This is a genomic window from Brevundimonas sp. UBA7664 (genome assembly GCF_002483305.1).
In the GTDB taxonomy this organism is placed as follows: Bacteria; Pseudomonadota; Alphaproteobacteria; order Caulobacterales; family Caulobacteraceae; genus Brevundimonas.
Genome location: NZ_DLHQ01000008.1, coordinates 1 through 22,336 on the forward strand (window position 1 = coordinate 1; position 22,336 = coordinate 22,336).

Below are 22,336 nucleotides of genomic sequence, written 5' to 3' on the forward strand. Positions count from 1 at the left end.
CCATGGCGCCGGCGCCGGCGATCCCTGCCCCGGCCAGGGCGCCGGCCCCGCCGACGGCCAGCGCTCCGGTGAGCGCCGCGCCGGCGCCCAGCGCCGGTCCTCCGGTCACCAGGGCCGAGGCCAGGTTGGGGATGAACAGAGCCAGCATGGCCAGCAGGATGGCCGCCACCAGGATGGTCAGGGCTTCGTAGATATCGGGATTGGCCGAGGGCTGGAGCTGATCGAAGATCGTCCGCGCGCCGGAAACGACGATCGCCAGGGCCAGGACCTTCAACCCGGACGAGACGACATAGCCCAGCGGCCGTTCGGCGAGGAAGGCGGACTTGTTCCAGATCCCGAACGGCAGGAGCACGAAGCCGCCCAGGGTGACGATCTTGAACTCCAGCAGGGAGACTATGATCTGCAGGGCCAGCACGGCGAAGGCCAGCATGATGCCGATCATGGCCAGGCCCAGGATCAGGGCGTCCGCCATGTTGCCGACGACGTCGAGCGGATTGTCGACCGGCGCGGGCGTCTCCCCGAGCGCCTTCACGATCTCCCAGCCCTGGGCGAGGATAGCCCCCGGGTTGAGGAACTCTTGCCGGCTCAGGGAGCCGCCGCCAGCCGTCAGCCCCAGCTCCAGAAAGCCGGCATAGAGGGTCTCGGACAGCCGCTGCCAGTCGTTGATCAGCCAGGCGAAGGCGCCGATCAGCAGCACCTTGCCGAAGCCCGAGGCCAGCACCTCCCGGTTGGAGGACAGCGCCCACTGGATGCCGGTCAGGGCGACGACCAGGACGATGAGGAGGCCGAACACGCCGTTGACCGAACCCTGGAGGGCGTCGAACCCGGCCGAGATGGTGTCGGAAAACACCACCATCAGCTCGTTGGGCGTTTCCACTCCGACCGTCATCGCCCCGCTCCCTCAGTCGTTCGCGTGAGACAAGGGATCGAAGCGCGGCGCGGCCGGCGCGTCGGCCTGACGGCCCCACCGCTGGCGCCGGGCGGCGTCTCCGGAGGCGCGGTCCGCCGCGTCGCGCGCCGTGGCCTCGGCCATCAGCCGGGACTGGGCCAGCATGATGGTGCGCAGCGCCGCCAGGTCTTCGGCCAGCACGGCCAGAAGCTGGTTGGACGACTGGACCGCCGCCGTCTGGCCGGTCGCCGCCTGGCTGGCGGAGAGCGCCCCGGCCAGCCTCTGCGACCGGCCCTGCCCCAGCCGTTCCAGCTCGGCGGCCGTCCGCGCCACGTCCTCGGCGGTGCGCCGGGCGTTGGCCGTGCGCGCCTCGCCCTGCTCCAGCAGGCTCAGCATGTCCGAGCCGGACAGATCGTCGGGGTACAAACTCCGGAACTGCTGCTCCAGACCGCTGACCGAGCTGGCGATCCCGCGCGCCGTCCGCGCCAGCTCGGCCATGTCCCGCAGCGACTGGCTGGATTGCGTCAGGTGGCTGTAGGGCGAGGCCGCCAGACTGCGCGCCTCGTTGGCGAGGCTCTCGAGCTGACGCGCCGCCTGCAGCGCATTTTCGATGTGATTGCGCGGGTCGAACACCACCTGCTGGGCCGGCGCCGGCGTGGCGCCCAGCAGGCTGACGGCGACGAGGCCGACGGCGACGATCTGGATGGACCTATTCGGCCGCGAGCGGGCCGGCGAAGGCGTCGAAAACGGAATCCACATTTTGCACTCCCTTGGCTTTGAGGAAATCGCGGGCGAAGCCGCCCGGTCGACCGTCGTCAGGTCCCGATCGCTCCAGGAGGGAGTCGATCAGGGTCTGGTCTTCCGGCGCGCTCGAGCCGCACAGGGCGAGGGCCACGCCGGTCAGACGCAGATCGAACAGCCGCCGGCCGCGCGGCTGGCGCCAGTAGTAGGCCCGCTTGGGCGTGGCGAAGGCGATCAGCTCAAGCTGGCGCCGGTTCAGGCCGAAGCCCCGGTAGAGTTCGGCGGACGACGGCTCCAGGGCGCGGGGATTGGGCAGGAAGACCTGGGTCGGGCAGCTCTCGATCAGACTGGCCGCGATCGAGGAGGCCGCCACGTCGTCCAGGCTCTGGGTGGCGAACACCACGCAGACCCGCTTCTTGCGCAGTGTCTTCAGCCATTCCCGTATCCGGGCCGCGAAGGCGGTCTCGCCGAGGAACAACCAGGCTTCGTCGAGGACCAACAGGGTCGGCCGGCCGTCGAAGCCCTGTTCGAGATGGTGGAAGAGGGCCGAGAGCACCGGCGCCACGGCCGACGGGGTCCCCATCAGGGTCTCCAGCTCGAAGGCGTCGAACCGGGTGGGCGCCAGGGTCTCCCCCGCCCCGTCCAGCAGCGCGCCGTGCGGGCCCTTCAGGGTCAAGGGCTCCAGGGCGGCGGCGACCGCCTTGTCCTGAACCAGGGCGCAGAACACCGTCAGCGTCCGCTGCGCGACCGGCGCCTCAGAGAGCGCCGACAGCGCCACCCAGATCTCTTCCCTCACCCGGGGGACCGGCTCCAGCCCCGCCAGGCGCACGGTCTCGGCGATCCATTCCGCGGCCCAGGCCCGTTCGTCCTCCCGGTCGATCCGGGCCAGCGGCTGGAGCGAAAACCGCGCCCCGGGCTCCAGCGCCCGCCAGCGGCCGCCGGCCGCGAGCGTCGCCGCGCGCGCCGACCGGCCCTTGTCGAAGAAGACCACCCGGGCGTCCCGATAGCGGAACCATTGCAGCGCCAGGAAGGACAGCAGGGCGCTCTTGCCCGATCCGGTCGGCCCGACGACCATGGCGTGGCCGACGTCGCCGACATGCAGCACCAGCCGGAACGGCGTCGCGCCGGTCGTGCGCGCCGTCGCCAGCGGCGGCCCGTCCAGGTTGGCGTCCCCGGCCGGCCCCGCCCAGACGGCGGAAACCGGCAGCAGATCGGCCAGGTTCAGAGTCGAGACCAGGGGCCGACGCACGTCGGCATAAGGCTCCCCGGGCAGAGAGCCCAGCCAGGCCTCCACCGCATTGAGATCCTCGATCCGGGCCACCAGCCCCTGCGCGTTCAGCGCCGCCTCGATCGCGCGGGCCTTGGCCGCCGCCCCCGCCTCGCTGGCGTCCAGAACGGTGACCGTCAAAGTCAGATAGCCGAAGGCGCAGGACTCCGCGCCGAGCGCCGCGAGGGCGCCGTCGCACTCTTCGGTCTTGGACGCCGCATCCGTATCGAGAAGCGGCACCTCCTCCTTGGTGATGGCCTCGCGCAACAGGACGCCGACGCCCTTGCGCTTGGCGAACCAGCGCTTCCTCAGCTTGACGATCTCCCGCTCGGCCTCGGGCTTGTCGAGGCCGATCCATCGCGCCGTCCAGCGGTATTCGAACGGCAGGGCGCCGAGCGCATCGAGCAGTCCGGGCCGGGTCGCCGACGGCAGGCCCCGCACCGAGACCACCTTGAGCCAGCGATCGCCGAGACGGGGCGCGACCCCGCCCGTCAGGCCGGCGTCGGCGAGCCAGGCGTCGAGGAACATCGGCGTCTCCAGCGGCCGGACCGCGAAGGCCCGGGGCGAGACGCTGTCATGCAGCCAGGTCAGAAGGTCCGCGTCATCAAGCCGTTCGATCTCCGGCAGGGCGTCGGACAACAGGTCGAGCGTCGTATCGGCTTCGCGGCCGAAAGCCGCCAGCGACAGCCGCCAGTCGTGGCCGCCCCTGGCCAGACCGTCGAACAGCCAGCGCTCCATGCGGCGGGTTTCGTCGGCGGGCGGCAACCAGGTCAGGGCCAGCCGGAAGTCCGTCTCGAAGGCGGGATCGGCGGTCTCGAAGCGGCTGCGTCGTTCCGCGTCGAGCAGCCAGGCGACCTCGAGGTCGAAGGCGCTCTCCGGATAGGCCGTCGCGGGACGGCGGCGCGCCTCCATATGCAGACACCAGCCCGATCCCAGCCGCTTCAGGGCGTTGTTGAGCCGGGCGCGCACCGCCATCAGCTCGTCCTCGGTCGAGGACTCCAGGTCGGGCCCGCGAAACCGGAAGGCGGCCAAGAAGGACCCGTCCTTGTTCAGGACCACCCCGGGCGCGACCAGCGCGGCCCAGGGCAGGTGGTCGGCCAGGGCGGCGGGACGGCGGCGATGTTCGTCGAGGAACCGCATCGCGCCCTCACCCGTCCAGATGACCGGGCATCGCCAGATGCCGGCGCAGAACATCGAAGAACCGCCGGTCGGACCGCGCCGCCCACAGGCCGATCGCATGGGCGACAGCCCACCACAGCAGGCCCAGCCACCAGATCCGCAGCGCCAGGCCCAGCACCAGGGCGATCGTGCCCATGGCGATCGCGTAGTCGCGCGGCATGCCGGCCATCAGCACCGGTTCGGCCAGGGCCTGGGCCACCGGCAGCTCCCACCCGTCCGGCCGCGGGTCCATCACCCGATCTCCGCGCCGCCGGCGAAGCCGAAGAAGTCGAGGAAGAAGGTCGAGGCCGCGAAAGCGATCGACAGGCCGAACATGATGCCCAGGCCGCGCCGCATCGAGGAGCCGTTCTCGCTCATGGCGATGCCGGCGCCGAAGACGACCACGGCCACGACGGCGGCGGCCTGGACCACCGGTCCGGTGATCGACTGCACCACCTGCTGCAGCGGCCCTTCCCACGGCATGCCGGAGCCTCCCGCCAGGGCCGGTCCGGCCAGCATCAGGCCGCACGTCATCGCTGCGCCGAACAGGCGGCGCCCCAGTCTCCATTGCATGATCTGCTTCCTTTGTTTCAGCGCAGGTCACCGCGCCGCGACTCATTGCAAGCAGATAAAATCCCCGCCTGTCAACGTCATTTGATCAAATAATTTCAACGACTTGTATGCGACTTGCTGACGACTTGGTTTAACTCGGCAAACGACTTTGCCAGGGTCGTGGCCATGACCTTTCCCGACCCGTCCGACGACTTTCGGCGACGTTTGACCAAACCTCGGCAGAGCCGGACTTTGGCCGGCCTCCCTTCCGATATCGACGGTTCAGAACAGCCGGTCCCGGCGATCGGGCCGTCCCTTCAACGGGGACCCCGCCTTCGGATCCGCGCGCTTCACAGAGGCGCGAACCACGGTGTCGATTCGCGGGCCTCCCTGTTGTCGATGGCGTTGGGCGCAGCCCTGACCGTGCGCCTGGTCCTCCCGGCGTTCGGAAGCGGCAGTTCGGGGCGCGGGGGAACACGCAGGGCTGCGCGCGCCATATTCCCCGGCTGGGCCTGGCGACGGCCGGCCCAGAACGAGCCCGGTCCCGGCGATCCATTGCCCAAAGCCGTGGACGGCCGTCTGCAGACGTTCCGATTGATCGCCTTAACCCTGTCGACCGCGTCAATGATCGGCCAGAAGATCGGCCAGAAGATAGGCCAGAAGATCGGCCAAACTGGCAAGGCGGAACCTTCTGTAGCCTCAAACGCCTTACATTATAGACACTGCCGGGATAAGGGTGGCGGATCACTCCGCGTGGAAAGATCGGCCAAAATGCCAGAAGTTCCCGAGTCTCCAACCCGTATCGAGCCCGCTCGTCTCGAAACGCTCCCGGCGAGGATCGCCGATCTCGTCGCCGACCTCGCCGCGCGGTCGGCGGAGCTCGGCGTGGGCCTCCATCCGAAGACCGCGCGTCACCTGGCCGATCTCGTCCGGATCATGAACACCTATTACAGCAACCTGATCGAGGGCCATAACACCCGTCCCCGGGATATCGAAAGGGCGCTGGCCGGGGTCTCCGATGCGGACAAGCGGGATCTCCAGGCGGAGGCGGTCGCCCACTATCGCGTTCAGCAGGAGATCGATCGCCTGGCCGCCGATCACATGCTCCCCGATCCCGCAGATCCCGCATTCCTGCAGCGTCTTCACCGAGACTTCTATGCGGATGCGTCCGAGGCCATGCTGACCATCAAGGGGGCTCGCCACACCTTCCTCATGACGCCCGGAGAATGGCGCCGTGGCGCCGACCAGGATGTCGAGGTGGGCGATCATCTCCCGCCCGCCTCCGAGCAGGTGCCGGCGTTCATGGCCCATTTCCATCGCCGGTTCGCCTTCCAGCCGGCGCCCGGAGAGGAGCTGATCAGCGTGGGCCCGGGCCGGTCCAGCCGGATCGTCGCGATGGCCACCGCCCACCACAGGTTTGCCTGGATCCATCCGTTTCCCGACGGCAACGGCCGCGTTGGACGGCTGATGAGTCACGCCATGGCGCATGAAGCCGGAATCGGAGCTCACGGACTGTGGTCGATCTCGCGGGGACTGGCTCGGGGCCTTGATCCGGGACCGGAAGGACGGACCGAGTACAAGCGTCACATGGCGCGAGCCGACGAGGTCCGCCGCGGGGACCGTGACGGGAGGGGGCATCTGTCCCTGACTCAACTCGAGTCCTTCACCGCCTGGTTCCTGGAGGTTTGTCTCGAGCAGGTCCGGTACATGGGAGAGTTGTTCGAACTGAACGGCCTGTCCGACCGCCTCACGAAATATGTTCTGATCTCGGGTCTCCCGGCGGAGGCCAATGCCCTGCTTCAGGAAACCCTGATCCGGGGGGAACTCGACCGCGGCGAGGCCGAGCGCGTGACCCGCCTTCCCGAACGCAGCGCCCGGCGCATCCTCAAGGAACTGACGGAACGCCAGCTCCTCGTGTCCGATACGCCGAAAGGACCCGTCTCGCTTCGCTTCCCGGCCGATACGCTCGACGTCCTGTTTCCACGCCTCTACGCCTAGCGATCACGGACGCGGGGCCGGGTCGCCGCGCGGGATCAGGCCAGCTGACGGCGACGCCGCCTTGCGCCGGCATGATTGGACTTTTGTCTTCATCCCTTCTCCCCAGACCCGGCCAAGGTTCCAAGGCTGGTCGTTTGGCAATACGGGAGTTTGAACACTCCGGGTGCTCAAACAGCGGGTCTGGAAAAGCCAACATCGCCTATCTGAGTTTCGGCAGGGCTTCGTCGGCATGACGCCGGAGCCGGTCAGCCTCGTCGAACTGATCGCCGCGCGCGAAGCCCTCATCACGATCATCGTCGATGATATGCCGACCGAGCATCGCGAATTCCTGATCGGCTTCAAAAGCGGCGAACCGGATTGGTCTCTCGTCGGCCTGCCGGGCATCGCCGACCTGCCGGCGGTACGCTGGAAGCAACGAAATCTGGACCAGCTCGGGCCCGGCCGGCGCGACCGCCTGGTGGAAGGGCTGCGCGCCGTCTGGCCGTCGTAAAGCGGCGCCGCAACCGGAACGACCACGCCCGGACGTCGCCTTCCTGACCGGACTGACCGGACCTGCGCGTGGCCGCGCCGCCGGCCGCGCCCGCATCAACGGGCCGCGGCGGCGAAGCGCTTCTCCAGGCGTCGCGATGCCAGCGACACACCAGGAAGCAGCATAGCGCCGGCGCGCTCTGTCCTCACGCGAGCGGCGTCAGCAGGTAACGATCCGCCTCAAGACCCTCGACGGCGAGCACGGCCTCCACCCGTCGTCCCTCGGCCGTGCGCCGGATATGGACGATCCGGTCGACCGCCTGGGCGATCGCGCGCCGGGGCGGCTGGGCGACCACTTCAGTAAGCAGGTCCTCGACGCGCCGCAGGACGTCTTCGGCGGAGTTCGCATGTATCGTCGACAGTCCTCCAGGGTGGCCGGTGTTCCAGCTCTTCAGGGTCTCGAGCGCGGCGGCGCCGTCGCGCATCTCCCCGACCACGATCCGGTCCGGCCGCATCCGCAGCGCGTCGCGCACGAGATCGACCACGCCGATGGCGACCGGCGCGCGCCGGGTCAGCACCGCGACCACGTCCCAGGCCGAGCACTGCAATTCCGGCGTATCCTCGATCAGGATCACCCGGTCCCGCGCGAAGGCGGGTTCGGCCAGCACCGCATTGGCCAAGGTGGTCTTGCCCGAGCCGGTCCCGCCGGAGATGAGGATGTTGCGGCGTTCGGCCGCCGCCTGTCGCAGCGCGTCCGCCTGGGCCTCCGTCATCACGCCGTCGCGGACATAGTCGGCCAGCCCCCAGATCACTGCGGGGCGTTTGCGGATCGAGAAGGCCGGCGCCGCAACGATCGGCGGCAGCAATCCCTGGAACCGTTCGCCCGTCCCCGGCAGGACGCCGGACAGACGCGGATCCTCGCGCGCCACCGTCTCTCCGACATAGTCGGCGATGAGCTTGATGGCGCGCTCGCGCGCCTCCGGCGACAGGGTCTCGCCGGCGTCGCGACGGCCCTCCCCGCTCCGGTCGAGCACCAGCCGCCCGTCCGGGTTGGCGAGTATCTCGACGACGGCGGGCTCCTCCAGGGCGGCGAGAACCGTCGGCCCCAGCGCGTGCCGCAAGGCCTCCAGCTTGCGTTCCGCGACGATTGGATGGACCGCCATCAGGTCGAGGGGTCAAAGGAGCGGGGTTCGCCGGCGACCGTGTCGGTCGCGGTTCGGCCCGCGACGATCCGTGCGGCCGTGGCGTCGAGCAGCCGTTCGATCCGCCGGTCCACGGCCGCCTGGACCGTCGGGTCCTGATCGACCACGGCGTCCGGCAGCCGCAGGAAGAAAGCCCGCGCCACCTCGATCAGAAGCTCCTGGACGATCTGCATGTCTCTCGCCGTCGACCGCATGTGGTCCCTCAGCGAGCGTTCGAGCTGCAGCAGCCGATCCTCGGGATCAGCATGAGGCGATTTCTGCAGCCCCCGCGAGATCGCCCGCCCGGCGGCCTGGCTGAGCGGCATCCGGCCTGCCCGCGCCTCGCGATTAAGCGCCGTCGCGAGCTTGGGATCGGTGAGATAGACCTGCACGCGGGCGGTCTGGGGGTTAGTCCTGGGCATTTCCTGGTCCTTGCAACTGATCGAGGACCGCCTGTTGCGCGGCCATCTCCTGCGCCACCCGCCCGTAGATATCGGCCGCCCGGGCGGCGACCTTCTTGTCGTCCATGGCCGCCGCCACCTCCTTGAACAGCGGCAGACTGGCCTGCGCGTCCTCCCCGAGGCTGCGGCGTCCCGCCCACGGATGAGGGGCGCGGGGCGGAACGTCGAGCTGCCGGCCCTGATCGGGCGGGGTTTCCCCCGCGCGGCTCCGGAATGGTTCGCGCCGGTCATAGAGCAGCTTTTCGGTTCGCAGCGGCCGATGCCCCGCCACGAACACCAGCTGCTGATCGTCCGGCAGCGACCGAATCTCGCCCGGCTCCAGCAAGGGCCGTTCGATCTCCGCGCGGGACACCGAGCTGCGGCCTGTTCCCAGTCCCGCGGGGCCGCTCCGGCTGGTGCGGGTTTCGGTCACCGAGCCGGTCAGCCTGGAGACCTTGTCCTGGGTCAACGGATCCAGGGCCGAGAAGGCCGTATAGACCGCGCAGTTGTCGAGAATGGTGTTGTGCTGACCATAGGTCTCGACGATGTCATTGAGCGACTGGGCCACGAACATCGCCTTGACCCCGTAACCACTCATCAGACGCAGCGACTTCTCGAAGAAGGCCAGCCGCCCCAGGAGCGGAAACTCGTCCATGACCATCAGAAGCTTGTGGCGTTTCTCCCGGCCGGTCGCGTCCCTGGTCTCCTCCGCCGTGAGGGCCTGGGCGGCCGCATAGAACATCAATCGCACGAGCGGCCGCAGCGCGGCGGCGTCCGCCGGGGCCACCTGGACATAGAGCGACACCGGCGCTTCGGCGCACATCAGATCGCCCATGGCGAAGTCGGACGCCGACAGCGCCCGCTCCACATCCTCGCCGGCCAGCCATTTCAGGTAGGACCGCGCCGTCCCCTGCACCGATGTCCGGAACCGGTCGTGCATGGCGGCATAGCCCTTCACCGCCGTCCGGATGAACGGATGGGTCTCGGGCTTCCCGTCCGCCCCCGACCGGTGAAGGGTCTTCATCATCCCGTCGGCCGCATCGTCGAGATCGGCCAGAAGCTCCCGCACCTTGAGCAGGGTCTTGTCGGCGTCCTCGGCGGTGTAGAGGACATGCAGGATCACGGCTTCGAGGATTTCCGAAGCGGCCTTGTCCCAGATCGCCTCATCGTCCCTTGCGCCCCCGGGATCGGACAGTATGGCCACCAGACGCTGGACCTGCGCCAGCTCGCCCGGTCCCGGCTGGATCTCCGCCAGCGGATTCCAGCGCGCGGACGCCGGATCCCGCGGCGCGAAATAGGAGGCATGCGAGAACCGCGAACGCCAGCCGGCCGTGATCCGCCACAGTTCGCGCTTGGGATCATGCACCAGGACGCTCGGGGTCCACGACAACAGGGTCGGGGTCACATGGCCCCGCCCCTTGCCGCTGCGGGTCCCGCCGGTCACGAGGGTCGGCCGAAGATCGGCCGTCGCCAGCAGCCGCCCCCTGAATACGCCCAGGACCGCGCCGGCGGGACTGAGCAGGCCCGCGCGGCGAGCCTCGGCCCAGCCGCCCCATCCCCGGATCCGACGCGCCGTTCGATCGCCGCTGACTAGCGATCCCAGCCCCAGGCCGCTCGCCGCACCCAACAGGATCAGCGGCGCGCTGCGTGAGACCGCTGTCCGGGCCTCGTCGCCGAACTCCCCGCGCCAGGCCAGGATCGCCCAGGGCGGATAGAGCGCCAGGTCGGGATGAAGCCGCATCGCCGGGCCAAGCGCCGCGGCCCAGTGATAGGTCCAGGCGAACAGCTGGGTCGCCGCCTGCAATCCCAGCAGCAGACCCAGACCGAGGCATGCCAGCCGCGCCGGCACCTAGCCCGCCTCACCGGGAGGATCCCGCCGCTCTCCGGAGACATCGAGGACCAGCAGCGGCGCGGCATCCATCCGGCGCTGGTGATAGGCGACCAGCGCCTGTCGGAGCGCCGGCATCGAGGCGGAGTCGGCTAGCTGAAGGATCGAGACGGCCTCGGCTTCACGATCATGCAGGATCCGCCGTTCCGCCTGCGCCAGCGGCAGGAGCTGGCGGCCCACCCGCTCGAAGGCTTTGGCCAGGACCTGATTGCCCGCGCCCCGGACGATGCGGCCGAGACGTTCGGCCAGCCGCTTTTCCGGTGCGGCGGACGAGGGAACGGGTTCATCACGGTCCTGCACGGCTTCGGCCAGGTTCAGACTTGTCGTCAGGCAATGGAGCCGGAAGGCGAACCGGTCCCGAACCAGGGCCGCGTCGATCCGCGAGGCCAGATAGCCGCCGAAGGGCGCGCGTTCGACCAAGCCCTCGCCGCACAGCCAGGCGAGGGCCTCGCGCACCGGCGTGGTCGACAGCCGCAGGCGTCGGGCCTCCTCGATGATCACGATGGGCGTCCCGGGCGCATAGTTGCCCTGCTCGGACAGATGGCGAATGCTCTCCAGGGCAAGGAAGAAGGGATCGCGCTTTCGGGTCACGGCCGTCTCCGGAAGTGGAACACGGGATTGATGGCGGCGGCCGGCCGGTTCGCCAACCGGTTGCATACCCTAATCACGAATTTCGCCATAAAACGTCGAGATATCCGCCGGGAGCCATCGGTTCTCCCGCCGCTTTGTGGCGGACGAACGCCGGTTGTGTACGGAAACGAAAGGATGAGCGTTGCCCACTGAAGCGTCCCGTCGCACCATCCCGTGTTTGAGAGTTTTCGCCGATGAGTGGAGTGCCGCCTGAACTGCCCCGTGACGGCGAGTTGCTTTCCGCGGCGGTCAAGGCGGTCCGCAAACATCGCGGCATGACCACGGCCGAGGTCGCCAGCGCCATGAACATGGCGCTCAGAACCTATGAACGCTTCGAGTCGGGTGCCACCCGCCTGAACCTCGACCATATCCACCGGTTCGCCGCGGCGACCAACAGCGATCCCTATGCCCTCATTCTCTCGGTCGTGATCGGGTCGTCCGAGCTGGCCCGGCGCTGCGCCGACAACAAGATGGCGACCATCCTCACCGTGGCGATCCAGCGGTTCGACCAGGCCATCCAGGATCGTCTCATGGACCTGGACGCCCGCACCCTGATCACCGCGATCACCGGGATGTTCGACACCCTGCTGGACGGCGACGAGACGAGCGAGCAGGCCCAGGCCTGGTTACAGACGGGCGCGGCCGAGTTGCTCTCCAAACGCCCCAAACCGGGACGCTGACCCCTCAATATACTCCAGATATAGCTTTTCAGACGGTCGAGCCGCGCGCTCACTCCTTAGGCCACATCCGTGGCGACCAACCCAAGGAGACTGTGATGACAACCCCCACCCCCAAACTGCGCCTCGTCACCCTCGGCAGCGCCAGGGCCCTGACCCGTGACCTGACGGGCGGCCAGTATATGGAGATCAACGTCTTCGACAGCCGCAAGCCGGCCTGAGCGAAAGCGGACGGTCGCCGACGGCGATCGTCCGCAACGCGCGGTGGACAGACAAATGACGGTTCAACTCTGGTGCGCTGACGGCGTGTTCCTGGCGCAGGTTCGTGAAGACATCGTGATGCTGGATGTGAACGCCGACCAGTACCACTGCCTTCTGGATGCGGCGGAATGGATTGTGGTCGACAAGAGCGGTTCCGTCGTGGTGCCCGACAGGGCCGCTGCAACTGAACTGCTGTCCGCCGGCATCGCCGTTGGTGAACGCCCTGGGCCGCCACGACGCACACCAGAGGCGGCTCAACGGGAGTTGGTGCCAGCGTCGTCCCCCCCCAAATGGACCCTTTTCCACACCGGATTTGCGCTCGCCACTGCGACGATGGCCTTCCGGGATAGAACGCTTCGTCAGATCATCGAAACTTCGGCTCCGTCCTCTGCCCGGCGCGGACCCGTTGGCGACGCTCGTCTGGACAGGTCCGTCGCTGCCTTTCGAGGTGCGCTCCCTTGGGTCCCTTTCGAAGGGGAATGCCTGCAGAGAGCCTTCCAGCTCAGACGCGTCCTGGCCGGCAAAGGCATCCACACCGACTGGATCTTCGGGGTGCGGACCTGGCCGTTCGCTGCACACTGCTGGCTGCAGATCGGCGACCTCGTCATCGCTGACACCCTCGAACGCGTGGATCGGTACACGCCAATAATGGTCGCCTGACGGTGGGCGACTACCTCATCGTGGTCCGACGTCCGGACGATCCCGAGGCGAAAATCCTTTCCGCTGAACTCGCACAGCTCGCACGGTCCAAGGGCCTCGTGGTGTCCGATCTCAACGGTCGCGCGTGGCTTGGGGTCAAAGGGCCAAATACGCCGAGAACCCTGGCGGTCGGCCCATGGACCCTGGTCGGCGACGTGTTCAACCGGCGGCAACCCGTCCTCCCCACCCGGGCAGACGATCCAGACGACTATGAACGCAAGCTGTTCGCCCGCTTCTGGGGCCGGTACGTCGGGGTGCGCTTCGGTGCCCAATCCCAACTGGCGTCGGTCCTACGGGATCCCTCCGGCGCGCTCGAATGCGTCGCCTGGGCGCACGAAGGCCTGACGATCGTCGCCTCGGATGCACCGGACTGGCTGGTGGAGAAGCTCCAGCCGCCCTGGCGCATCAATGTCGACAGGCTATCGCAGGCTCTGCTGGACCCCTTCCTCTCATCGGGCCCCCTGCTTCTGGACGGTCCCATCGCGGTTGCCCCCGGAACGGTGCAGCCCCTCCCCTTGTCCATTCCTGCCCGATCCCTCTGGCACCCGGCCGACGTCGCGCATCGCAGCCTGGGCCCGCCGCCCTCGCTTGAGGACGCTGCCGCTTCGATCCGCGCCGCCATAGACGAAGCGGTTGCGGGGCTGGCGAGTGTTTCAGGGCCCGTTGCCGCGGAAGTGTCAGGTGGACTGGACTCCAGCCTCGTGGCTTCCAGCCTGACACGCAGCCCCTCTATCGACGTCAGCCTCTGGCTCAACGCCTATGGCGCGACACCGGAAGCAGATGAACGCGCCTATGTTGCCGCGCTTGGCGAGGGCTTGGGGATCGTCCCAACATGCGTGCCGCATCGCACGGGTGCCATGACGGAAGCGTGGCTAGAGCGCACGTCCCAAGGGCTTCGCCCCGGACTCAATGCCCTCGACCGTCCTCACGACATGGACTGGGCCGCCCGGCTGCACGACGTCGGCGCGACGGCGTTGATGACCGGCAAGGGTGGGGATTCGATCCTTCTGCAAAGCTCCACCAGCGACGTCTTCACCGATCTCTGGCTGGCGCGGGGCTGGCGCGCCCTCTTTGCGCCCGATGTCCCGCGCCTGGCTGCGGAAAACGAAATTTCTGTCTGGTCGATGATCCGCGAGGCCCGTCGCCACGGCCGAGAGGGCCAGCGCCTTCCGGTGCGAGACGAGGGCATTCTTGTCCCGCACCAACAACCCGTAGCGCATCCCTGGCTCGCCGACTGCGACGGGTTCGGTCCCGCCAAGACACTTCAGATCGCGGGCGTCCTGGACAGCGTATCGCGACACGGGCCCTCGATGCTTACCGAAACCGTCGATGTGCGGCACCCGATGTGCGCCCAGCCCGTGATCGAGGCGTGCCTCGCGATTCCGACCCCGCTCCTGACTTTCGGTGGTCGCGACCGAGGGCTGGCGAGGTACGCCTTCAGGGATCGACTGCCGAGGGCGATCATCGAGCGCCGGTCGAAAGGCGACATGACGCGGATCTACGCCATGATGATCCTGGACAATCTCGCCGTATTGCGGCCCTGGCTTCTGGACGGGCGGCTGGCGGCGCTCGGTGTCCTCGACCGCAGCGCCGCCGATCAGCTTCTGACTCGCGAGAGCCTGATATGGCGCGGTGCCTATTCCACCATCATTGTGGCTGCGGCGTTTGAGGGCTGGGTCCGGGCATGGGAACGACGTCTGAAGCCTCCGGACTGATGATCGGCGACCCCGGCAGGGTCCGATCCAGCCAGTCGAACACCTGACCGTAGAGGTCGCGCAGGTTGGCCGGGCTGAGAACGTGGTGGTGCTCTCCCCAGTATGTGACGAGCCGCGCCGTTCCCCCTTGTCGGTAAAGGGCGCTGAACATCCGTTCGGACTGCGACATCGGGATGAAGTCCCTGTCCGCCGTGATCAGCATGACCGGTGCGGTGATCCGGTCCGCCGCAAGATAGGGACTGTGTTCGATATAGGCTCCCGGGTTGGCCCAGGGCGGCTCGGCAAGCTCGCCCTGCCCAACCTCCACATAGCCTTGCTGGTTCATCATCATGAAGCCGTCCTCAGGCATCACTCGGGTCGCGGGGATGAACTCCCCCCATTCGCCGAACCAGTCCGACATTCCGGATGAGGCGATATAGGACTGGTAGCGCGCCGATCGCGTGGCGACGGCCAAGGCGGTGTAGCCCCCAAAGCTGTGGCCTTGAATGGCGATGCGGTTGCGCGGCAGTTCGGGATGGGCGGCCAGGGTCGCATCAACCGCCGCATCGACACTTCGGACAAGGAAGTCGACTGCGGTCGTCCCCTCCTCGCCTATCGGAATCGACGGCGTCAGCACCGCATACCCTGCGCCCGCCATCACCACCGCCCGAAGGCCATAGGTGAGTGTCTGCGGTCCGGACCAGTCGCCGGCATCCACAGACCCGGGATAGACTTGGACCACGAGGCCCTTGATCGTTTCGGACCCGCTCAACGGGGGCAGGAATAGCCAGCTCCGCGTGTGGCGGCCCCGCGCGTCCAGATGATCCACCGCCACCGGCTTCACGAGGGTGACGTCGGCCAGCCCCGCGTTCACCCGATCCAGGTCGGAAACGCCCGTGGGCGTCCTGAGGCGCAGGGTTTCGACGAGTTCGACGCGGTCCAGAACCAGCGCCATTTCCGAGGACACAGCAACCACCCGGCCTCCCTCACCAACACCGGGACCGATCCGTCGCACCGCGCCCGCGCCTGTCAGGACGAGGCTTTCGCCTTCTGGTCCGAGCATGGCGACCCAATTCTGACGCGGCGCGTCATTCACCTTGAGCCGAAACGGCTTCTCGATATCGCTGATCTCAACCTTCCGCACCAGCAGATCCGGCGGTCCCACGCGTTGAAGGCCCTTCGACCCCACAGTCCACAAACCGCCATCGGCGATCAGAAAAATCGCATCCCCGGCGACGGCGGCAATCTGGGAGGGAACGGATGTCAATTCGCCGGTCATCGGGGCCGGTCGTCCACCCGCCGCAAGCGCGTACCAGTCAAAACGCTCTCCGTCCTTCGGGCGCGCATATACAACCGGGGTCCCACCCAGCCACTCCGCCCGGACGCCCCTCAGAATGTCGGCGCTTCCGCCGGGCGTCAGCCCGTCGAGCGGGACCATGGCTGCGCCGGCCTGATCGACGTGCATCAGCCTGCCGTCAGTCCAGTCCGTTCCGTCCTGACGCGCCCATACGAGAAGGCTGCTGGAATCCGAAGACCATCGCAGGAGGTGGGGCGCGACATCGAACGCGTCCATCGGCCTGGCGACTGCGTCGTCAACCAGATTGATGATCGCAAGCCGCTGGCGGGTCGAACCCTCCGCCTGAACGATGGACTCGGGCCGGATGGCCATGCGCTCTTCGCCCAGGATCACGGCGACCCGCCGCGCATCCGGTGACACCGCGAAATCAGCAATTCGGCCCTCAGCCAGCGTCCGGCGCCCGCCAGTCCGAAGATCGAGAACAATCAGAGCCTGGACGGCGTCCGGGGTTTCCGCCGTCGCCACGCCGCCTTGGGTCTCGACGACCGTGCGGGATGCCTCTCGGCCGAGCGCGGTGCGCTCCCAGGCTTGGGTCGCCCGAGCCTGGCTCCCGCCGTAGTACCGCAGGATGGCAGGAAGGCTCCCATCGGGCCGGACAGTCAGCGCGATCTCATCGTCGGATATCCATTCCGCCGCCGCGCCGGTCAGCGGGATTTCCGGCGTTAGACCTGTCCATTCAACCGACCTGTCTGCGAGCGTGACGATCCCGATCTGCAGACGGGCGTCCCGAAAACTGTAGACCAGCATTCGGGTCCCGGACGGCGACCAGGCCCCGCGCAACAGCCCTGCAGGTTCGTTCGGCAGCAGACGCTCCGATGGAGCCGCGGGCCTCGTCAGGTCAGCAAGCCAGAGGTCTGTGATCGCCCAGGTGGAGCGGCCTCCAAAGTCGAACCGCGGGGTGGTGTCATAGGCACCGCGCTTCTCGTAGACAGCCCATGCGCCGTCCGGCGCGATGGAGGCTCGGCCGAATCCTTCGAGCGTCACAACATCATCGACCCCAAGGGGCCGCGACTGGGCGAAGGATGACGACGCCAGACACGCGAGCGCCATGACCGCCCAGACAAGGCGGTGAAGGGAACTGAACATGGCTCGCCCTCACCAGCGCCGGGTGAGTTGAAGCGAGACGACACGTCCGAGAAGTCCGCCCTGTCCCGGATCGAATCCGTATCCGGACGGCGCGTCGTGGAAGGGCGGATCCTCGTCAAACAGATTCTGAACGCTGAGGGTCAGACGCAGACCCTCAAGCCGGCTCGACGACGGAATCCAGTTCGCCTGGGCGTCGACTGTGTTCCAGCGTTCGATCGTGGTGCCGACGCGATCCTCGTAGTCGTCAACGTGGTTTGCGTGGAGGCCGAGGCTGAAGTCACCGCGCGACCACACGGCACCGACGCGGGCTCGAAGGCGAACCGGATAGCCAATCAGGCCCGCGACCTGTCGGACCGCCGCTGCAGGCGTGGGCCGCGTCTCATAGTCGAGAATATAGGAGGCGGAGGCATCGAACGTGACCAGACTGTCGCCGACCTGGAGTGGGTAAGCCCCGGACAGGTCAAAGCCTTTCACCCTGACGTCGCCGGTGTTGACCCAGCGCGCGTCAACGATGGCGGCATAAGACGCGACCGGAAAGAGAGGAGAAAAGCCCGGCAGGCTTGAATAGCTCTGGACCAGCGCCAGGTCGGCGGCGTTCGTCCCCGGGTTCACGAGGGTCACGAACGGCGCCAAGGCCGCGTCGCTGAGCACGCCGAAGAGATTCTCGGCGACGGGCTGGGCGATCCGGTCTGTAAACCTTGTGTCGAAATAGTTGGCGCTCAGATTGAGCCGTCCTCGGGGTCGATAGTCGAAACCAAGCGTGAGCGTCTCGGCGGTCTCCGGCTCCAGGTCAGCATTGCCGCCGACCAGGAAGAGGGCCAGCGCGGAGCTGCCATCGGCGCGGGTCAGGAAGGTTCCGAATGCGCCGGCGGCATCATAGATCTGCGGCAGGGACGCCGCTCGAAAGGAGGTTCCCCACGAGGCGCGAAGGCCCAGATTCTGGATCGGTGACCAGACCACCCCGACCTTCGGATTGGTCGTCGAACCGAAGTCATCGTACTCCTCGTAGCGGCCGGCCAGGGAGACTTCCAGACTGCGTACCCCGGGTCTGGCGTTATCCGGCCCGATCAAAGGGATACGCGCTTCGGCGAAGACGGCGCTGATGGACCTTTCACGTTGGGGGCTGGGGCTGAACCTGGGCGCGGCGGTCGAAAGGAACGACGTCACCTCGGTGTCGAACGTCTCCTTGCGGAACTGGGCACCGAGAGCAAACCGCAACGAGCCGCCGGGCAAGGTCAGCAAAGGGCCCTGGATTAGAAAATTGGCCGATGACGCGCGACTTCGGTCGCGAGCCTCGGAGAACCCGGCGCTGATGAAATCAAGAACGGCGCGCGAGTTCGCGGACCCGCTTCCGAAAAGATTGGCGTAGCCATCGACGCTTGCGCGAAACGATGTCGTCGGATCATCGGCGATCGTGCCCAGCGCTTCGTTCAACAGGCGGCTGTTCACCCGATTGTAGACCCCGGCCAAACCGCGTTCCTGTGCAAACGCCAGATAACCGTCGAGGGACCAGTCGGCGTCGAACGCATAGCGCGCGCCCAGGGTCGCGCCGACGCTTTCCGAGGTCCCTTCTTGGCGTGTCGGACCGAGGTCGCCGAGGAAGGAATAGCCGATGGTGTGCGACGCTGCGCCCGTGGGCGAGACGAAGAACGGATTGGCTTGGGTCACGGTGAAAACGCCCGCGTTTGCCACGCCCGCAACCTCATACGCCCGTCGGCTGTAGCGGAGGTCGGCCGTGGTCTCGAACCGTTCGCCGAAGGATTGCCGCACGCGGCCGTAGACGCTGTGTCGTTCCAGGGCCGGGACGAGGTCCGCGCCCAGCATGGAAGACTGAAGGTTGGCGCTTCCCGCGATGAAATCCGCAGGCGTCTGCGCGGTGCCGCTTGCATTCGGACGGATGGCGAAGCGCGACACAAAGGCTCCGGCCGCAGCGTCAAAAGAGAGAATATTGCCTGGTGAACTGGACAGCCCCCGGCGATCGGTTCCGCCGAACGGGCGCAGGTCGCCGTCGGCGGTGTAGGGTCGATCGCGCGAGTTCAGGGCATTGGTCGTCTGGTACTCGTAGGAGATATAGGCGGAGCCCGACGACCAGGCCCGGCCCGCCACATGCGAGGCCATGACGTCCTCGGCACCGCCTTCCGCCGCGGCGACCCGCACCCGGCTTTCCTGTCCCTCGAACGACGGGCGCATGATCACATTGACCACCCCGGCGACGGCGTCGGCTCCATAGAGCGCCGAGGCTCCATCCAGCAGCACGTCAACCCGCTCGACCGCCGCCGACGGCAGGGCGGACACATCCCCGAATTCGCCTCGGAACCCCGTTCCGGCCAACCGGCGGCCGTTGACGAGCACCAGGGTCGACGCAGGTCCGAGCCCCCGGAGATTAACCCCCGTCGCATAGACGGAATTCGAGCCTCCCCGATCAGATCCGGCCAGCTGAACCACAGGCGTCGCCGACCCGGCGTAGTTTTGGGGCAGGTCCGTCAGAGCCTCAGCGACGGTTCCGAAACCCCGCCGATCCAACGCGTCGCGGTCCAGCATCACGACCGGCGAGGCAAGATCGCCCGAGGATTTCAACAGCGTCCCTGTGACTACCACCTCGTCGAGCAAGACCGCGCCTTCCGCGGCCTGGGCACCGCCCTCCCCTCGCCGCAGAAAAATGACCCCCGGACGCGTCTGGGACCACGACAGTCCCGATCCTCGTAGCAGGGTGTTCAACGCCTCCTGCGGCGCATACCGCCCCCTCAACCCCGGCGTCCGCAGGCCGGCGACCAGATCCCCGGTGAAAAATATCTGCTGGTCCGACTGGGTCGCGAACAGGTTCAACGCGTCTCCCAGCGACCCGGCCGGGATGTTGAACTCGCGCGCCTCCTGGGCGCAGGCCGTCGTCCCGACGGCGAGAACGCAGGCGACCAGCGCACTGCAGGACAAAAGACTCGAGCGACTCATATTCTTGGCTCCCCTCCCCGCCACATGGCGTCAGAGAAGAGACGGTTCAGACCCCGGGTAACCCCGGAGAGGTTTCTCAATTATTTTTTCGCTCCGAGAGGCGGACGGCTCCATCCGGCCCCGGAGAGACTTCAAGTTCGAACACCTGCGAGGCCGTGGAGACGAAGGCGTCCCGGTCCCCCGCTTTGAACACCCCGTTGACCGGGACCGCGTCCAGCGAAGTGGCGTCCAGTTCGATCTTTGCCGTCAGATACCGGTTCACTTCGGCCACGGCCAGACGCAGCGGCGTATCGCGGAAGACGATCCGCCCGTCCGTCCAGCTGGTCTCGGCCCGCACATCGACAGAACGGAGGGCGACCTCTCCAGCGCTTACGCGGGCATGCTGGCCGGCCGCCAACCGCTGCACTGCCCTGCCCTCCCCCGCCGGCGCCACATCGACCACGCCGGACACCAGGGTCACGCTGACGGCGGCACCGTCGCGGCGAACATCGAAGACCGTGCCGACCGCCGTTACCTGCGTCCCGCCCGCCTGGACGACGAACGGCCTCGTCCGGTCGTGCGCCACGGTAAATAGCGCCTGTCCATGCTCCAGATCCACAAGGCGTTGATCACCCGCGAACCGAACCCTGACCCGCGAGGCCGTATCCAGCCGGATCGACGAACCGTCCGCCAACTGCACCACGCGCTGTTCGCCCACGGCCGTGACGAAAACGGTCCTGCTCTGCATCCAGGACCATCCGCCGATCGCCAGCGCCGCCGCCGCGCCGACCGCAGCCAAGCCCAGAAGACCGCGCGGCACCGCACGGGAGCGACCGCTGCCGGTCTTGCGCGACATCGCCGCATCAAGGGCCTCCAGGATGGCGGGGTCGTCCGCCAGCTTGCCCGTATCGGCCCAGACCTTCTCGACACGGCGGTAGGCCTCAGCGTTCGCCGGCACCGCGCGCCAGGCGAAGAATTCCTCGATCGTGCCAGTGCTTACGTTACGCGCGCCCAGCCGGGCGTGCCAGGCGGCCGCCTCCGTCTCCGTGGTTTCAACCCGGACCGTCGGGCTGGTCATGATGCGCCCCATCTCTAGCGCCGAAGCTGGGCTGCGCAGTGAGCCAGGGCCTTGGTCATGCGCCACTCAACGGTTTTGGGAGAAATCCCGAGCTGCTCTCCGATCTGAGTGTTCGTCAGACCGCCGAACCGGGATAGCACAAAGACATCGCGTAGGGGCACAGGCAAGCTGAGAACAAGCTGCTTCGCCAGCACCTCATCGGTCTGAGCAGGCATTTCAAAGCCCCACCCGTCCAGTTGACCAACTTCTCGGGCGCAACGAGCCCGACGATCTCGTCCGGCATAAAGGTCCGCCGCCAGATTTGAAGCGATGCGCAGCAAGAGCGCTTTGGGATGCCGAACGGCCTGAGCGGCTTGATACGGGCCGACCCGCAACCAAGTTTCCTGAAACAAATCCTCCGCATCCTGAACGCCGTATCGCCTTACCAGCCGAGCCTTCAGCCAAGCGGCGTAACGATCGTAAAAGGCCGATATGCCCCCCCGTCCGGGATCACCTAGTCGATCAGAGCCGTGGGACACGGATGTCTCCGCCTAACAGCGTATCGGCGAGTCACTTCAACTGGCCGTTCGAGAATCTAGCGGACAGCCAGAATGGTTACTATAGTGACTGGCCCGATGCGCTCAAATCCGTGCGCCTATGGCGATGGAGTTGCGGGCTCAATTTGGTCAGAACGTTCGGCGAGCTCGGCTCTGGCGAGAGATCACGATCGAAGCATTGGCCGAGGACGCTGGCCTGTCTTACAGTTACCTCGGCGAGATCGAGCGAGGGCTGAGAAACCCAACCTTGGCAGTCATCGAAAGACTCGCGGTTAGCTTGGCGGTGGAGCCGCATCTGCTTCTGCGGCCATTGGAGGCCCAATAAGGCTATCGGGCACATCGCACATGTGCGGTGTCTTCCCTTCCCACACCACGTTCGCGAGCGAAGTTACTATAGTAACTGGCCCAAATTGCCGATCTGGCTGTGTTAGCCGGGATGGGTCTAGCGGCAGATTTCGGACGGAATGTGCGTGAGCGACGGCAGGCCGCCGGGATCACCCTGGAAGCTTTCGCTCACGATGTTGGGCTGTCGTACAGCTACGTTGGGGAACTGGAACGCGGTCGCCGTAACCCAACCCTCAAAGTGGTGGAACGCATCGCGATTGCGTTAGGTGTGGATCCTCTGAAACTCCTCGCTCCCTAGGCACCTATGGCATGCCGGGCTCGGCTCGCGGCTCATATGCGCCATGAGCAGACATTGGCGGCCGCCTGCAAATCAGACGTTCCCTGAGCCTCAAACCAGACACCAGCCCTGTCGCCAGCGCCTGAATGACGTGATGCGCGCAAGGATACCGCCGTCGGAAGTGGA

At 67.3% G+C, this 22,336-nt stretch carries 21 protein-coding genes; 8 read left to right on the forward strand and 13 right to left on the reverse strand.

Translation table 11 applies throughout. From position 1 onward, the window contains the following. The 5 genes from trbL to B2742_RS01400 form a co-directional block, all read right to left on the reverse strand. Nucleotides 1-889: P-type conjugative transfer protein TrbL (gene trbL, locus B2742_RS01380; protein WP_292062123.1), on the reverse strand; the 889-nt coding region annotated here is incomplete at its 3' end. Nucleotides 890-901: 12 nt separating this feature from the next. Continuing rightward, the gene (locus B2742_RS01385) at nucleotides 902-1,648 is read right to left on the reverse strand and encodes a conjugal transfer protein TrbJ (protein ID WP_292062125.1); all 747 of its coding nucleotides are present in this window, start codon (nucleotides 1,646-1,648) and stop codon (nucleotides 902-904) included. Then, a complete protein-coding gene (gene trbE, locus B2742_RS01390) occupies nucleotides 1,599-4,037 on the reverse strand; it encodes a conjugal transfer protein TrbE (RefSeq protein ID WP_292062127.1) in 2,439 nt (812 codons plus the stop codon). The genes B2742_RS01385 and trbE overlap by 50 nt, the downstream gene beginning before the upstream one ends. 7 nt (nucleotides 4,038-4,044) lie before the next feature. Next, nucleotides 4,045-4,308: a VirB3 family type IV secretion system protein gene (locus B2742_RS01395; protein ID WP_292062128.1), complete on the reverse strand. Its 264-nt coding sequence runs from the start codon at nucleotides 4,306-4,308 to the stop codon at nucleotides 4,045-4,047. Next, nucleotides 4,308-4,628 carry a TrbC/VirB2 family protein gene (locus B2742_RS01400; protein ID WP_292062131.1) on the reverse strand — a complete coding sequence of 107 codons (321 nt, stop codon included), beginning with the start codon at nucleotides 4,626-4,628 and terminating at the stop codon, nucleotides 4,308-4,310. Before B2742_RS01400 ends, B2742_RS01395 begins: the two co-directional genes overlap by 1 nt. Before the next feature lie 165 nt (nucleotides 4,629-4,793). On the opposite strand from B2742_RS01400, the gene B2742_RS01405 reads away from it, so the two are divergent. Both B2742_RS01405 and B2742_RS01410 read left to right on the forward strand, forming a co-directional pair. After that, nucleotides 4,794-6,605, forward strand: coding sequence for a Fic family protein (locus B2742_RS01405; RefSeq protein ID WP_292062132.1), 1,812 nt, complete (start codon nucleotides 4,794-4,796; stop codon nucleotides 6,603-6,605). Nucleotides 6,606-6,768: 163 nt separating this feature from the next. Beyond that, entirely contained in the window at nucleotides 6,769-7,095 is a 327-nt protein-coding gene (locus B2742_RS01410; protein ID WP_292062134.1) for a hypothetical protein, read from the forward strand. A gap of 184 nt (nucleotides 7,096-7,279) precedes the next feature. On the opposite strand, the gene trbB is transcribed toward B2742_RS01410, so the two are convergent. The 4 genes from trbB to B2742_RS01430 are packed head-to-tail and all read right to left on the reverse strand — an operon-like array spanning nucleotide 7,280 to nucleotide 11,173. Next, entirely contained in the window at nucleotides 7,280-8,236 is a 957-nt protein-coding gene (trbB, locus tag B2742_RS01415; RefSeq protein ID WP_292062136.1) for a P-type conjugative transfer ATPase TrbB, read from the reverse strand. Next, a complete protein-coding gene (locus B2742_RS01420) occupies nucleotides 8,236-8,676 on the reverse strand; it encodes a hypothetical protein (protein WP_292062138.1) in 441 nt (146 codons plus the stop codon). The genes trbB and B2742_RS01420 overlap by 1 nt, the downstream gene beginning before the upstream one ends. Further along, nucleotides 8,663-10,543: a type IV secretory system conjugative DNA transfer family protein gene (locus tag B2742_RS01425; protein WP_292062141.1), complete on the reverse strand. Its 1,881-nt coding sequence runs from the start codon at nucleotides 10,541-10,543 to the stop codon at nucleotides 8,663-8,665. The genes B2742_RS01420 and B2742_RS01425 overlap by 14 nt, the downstream gene beginning before the upstream one ends. Beyond that, nucleotides 10,544-11,173, reverse strand: a complete 630-nt coding sequence (locus tag B2742_RS01430) for a GntR family transcriptional regulator (RefSeq protein ID WP_292062145.1) — start codon at nucleotides 11,171-11,173, stop codon at nucleotides 10,544-10,546. It abuts the gene before it with no gap. Nucleotides 11,174-11,406: 233 nt separating this feature from the next. Between B2742_RS01430 and B2742_RS01435 the strand changes: the two genes are divergently transcribed. The 4 genes from B2742_RS01435 to B2742_RS01450 all read left to right on the forward strand — a co-directional run bounded on the left by B2742_RS01435 (nucleotide 11,407) and on the right by B2742_RS01450 (nucleotide 14,564). Further along, entirely contained in the window at nucleotides 11,407-11,892 is a 486-nt protein-coding gene (locus tag B2742_RS01435; protein ID WP_292062147.1) for a helix-turn-helix domain-containing protein, read from the forward strand. 95 nt (nucleotides 11,893-11,987) lie between these two features. Continuing rightward, on the forward strand, nucleotides 11,988-12,110 hold the full coding sequence (locus B2742_RS01440; RefSeq protein ID WP_292062148.1) for a hypothetical protein: 123 nt from the start codon (nucleotides 11,988-11,990) through the stop codon (nucleotides 12,108-12,110). A gap of 55 nt (nucleotides 12,111-12,165) precedes the next feature. After that, the gene (locus B2742_RS01445) at nucleotides 12,166-12,810 is read left to right on the forward strand and encodes a lasso peptide biosynthesis B2 protein (protein ID WP_292062150.1); all 645 of its coding nucleotides are present in this window, start codon (nucleotides 12,166-12,168) and stop codon (nucleotides 12,808-12,810) included. 2 nt (nucleotides 12,811-12,812) lie between these two features. Further along, complete coding sequence (locus B2742_RS01450) at nucleotides 12,813-14,564, forward strand: asparagine synthetase B family protein (protein ID WP_292062153.1); 1,752 nt, start codon at nucleotides 12,813-12,815, stop codon at nucleotides 14,562-14,564. On the opposite strand, the gene B2742_RS01455 is transcribed toward B2742_RS01450, so the two are convergent. From B2742_RS01455 to B2742_RS01470, 4 genes are all read right to left on the reverse strand, one after another. Then, complete coding sequence (locus tag B2742_RS01455) at nucleotides 14,497-16,986, reverse strand: alpha/beta hydrolase family protein (RefSeq protein WP_292062156.1); 2,490 nt, start codon at nucleotides 16,984-16,986, stop codon at nucleotides 14,497-14,499. The two genes, B2742_RS01450 and B2742_RS01455, sit on opposite strands and share 68 nt — an antisense overlap. A gap of 9 nt (nucleotides 16,987-16,995) precedes the next feature. Continuing rightward, a complete protein-coding gene (locus B2742_RS01460; RefSeq protein ID WP_292062158.1) occupies nucleotides 16,996-19,935 on the reverse strand; it encodes a TonB-dependent receptor in 2,940 nt (979 codons plus the stop codon). A gap of 76 nt (nucleotides 19,936-20,011) precedes the next feature. After that, on the reverse strand, nucleotides 20,012-20,992 hold the full coding sequence (locus tag B2742_RS01465; protein WP_292062160.1) for a FecR family protein: 981 nt from the start codon (nucleotides 20,990-20,992) through the stop codon (nucleotides 20,012-20,014). A gap of 14 nt (nucleotides 20,993-21,006) precedes the next feature. Continuing rightward, a complete protein-coding gene (locus B2742_RS01470) occupies nucleotides 21,007-21,510 on the reverse strand; it encodes an RNA polymerase sigma factor (protein ID WP_292062162.1) in 504 nt (167 codons plus the stop codon). A gap of 124 nt (nucleotides 21,511-21,634) precedes the next feature. Here B2742_RS01470 and B2742_RS01475 point away from each other — a divergent pair, with 124 nt between their 5' ends. Then, nucleotides 21,635-21,853, forward strand: a complete 219-nt coding sequence (locus B2742_RS01475; RefSeq protein ID WP_292062272.1) for a helix-turn-helix domain-containing protein — start codon at nucleotides 21,635-21,637, stop codon at nucleotides 21,851-21,853. A 111-nt stretch (nucleotides 21,854-21,964) separates the two neighbouring features. Continuing rightward, the gene (locus B2742_RS01480; protein ID WP_292062164.1) at nucleotides 21,965-22,171 is read left to right on the forward strand and encodes a helix-turn-helix domain-containing protein; all 207 of its coding nucleotides are present in this window, start codon (nucleotides 21,965-21,967) and stop codon (nucleotides 22,169-22,171) included. Nucleotides 22,172-22,336 lie beyond the last annotated feature (165 nt).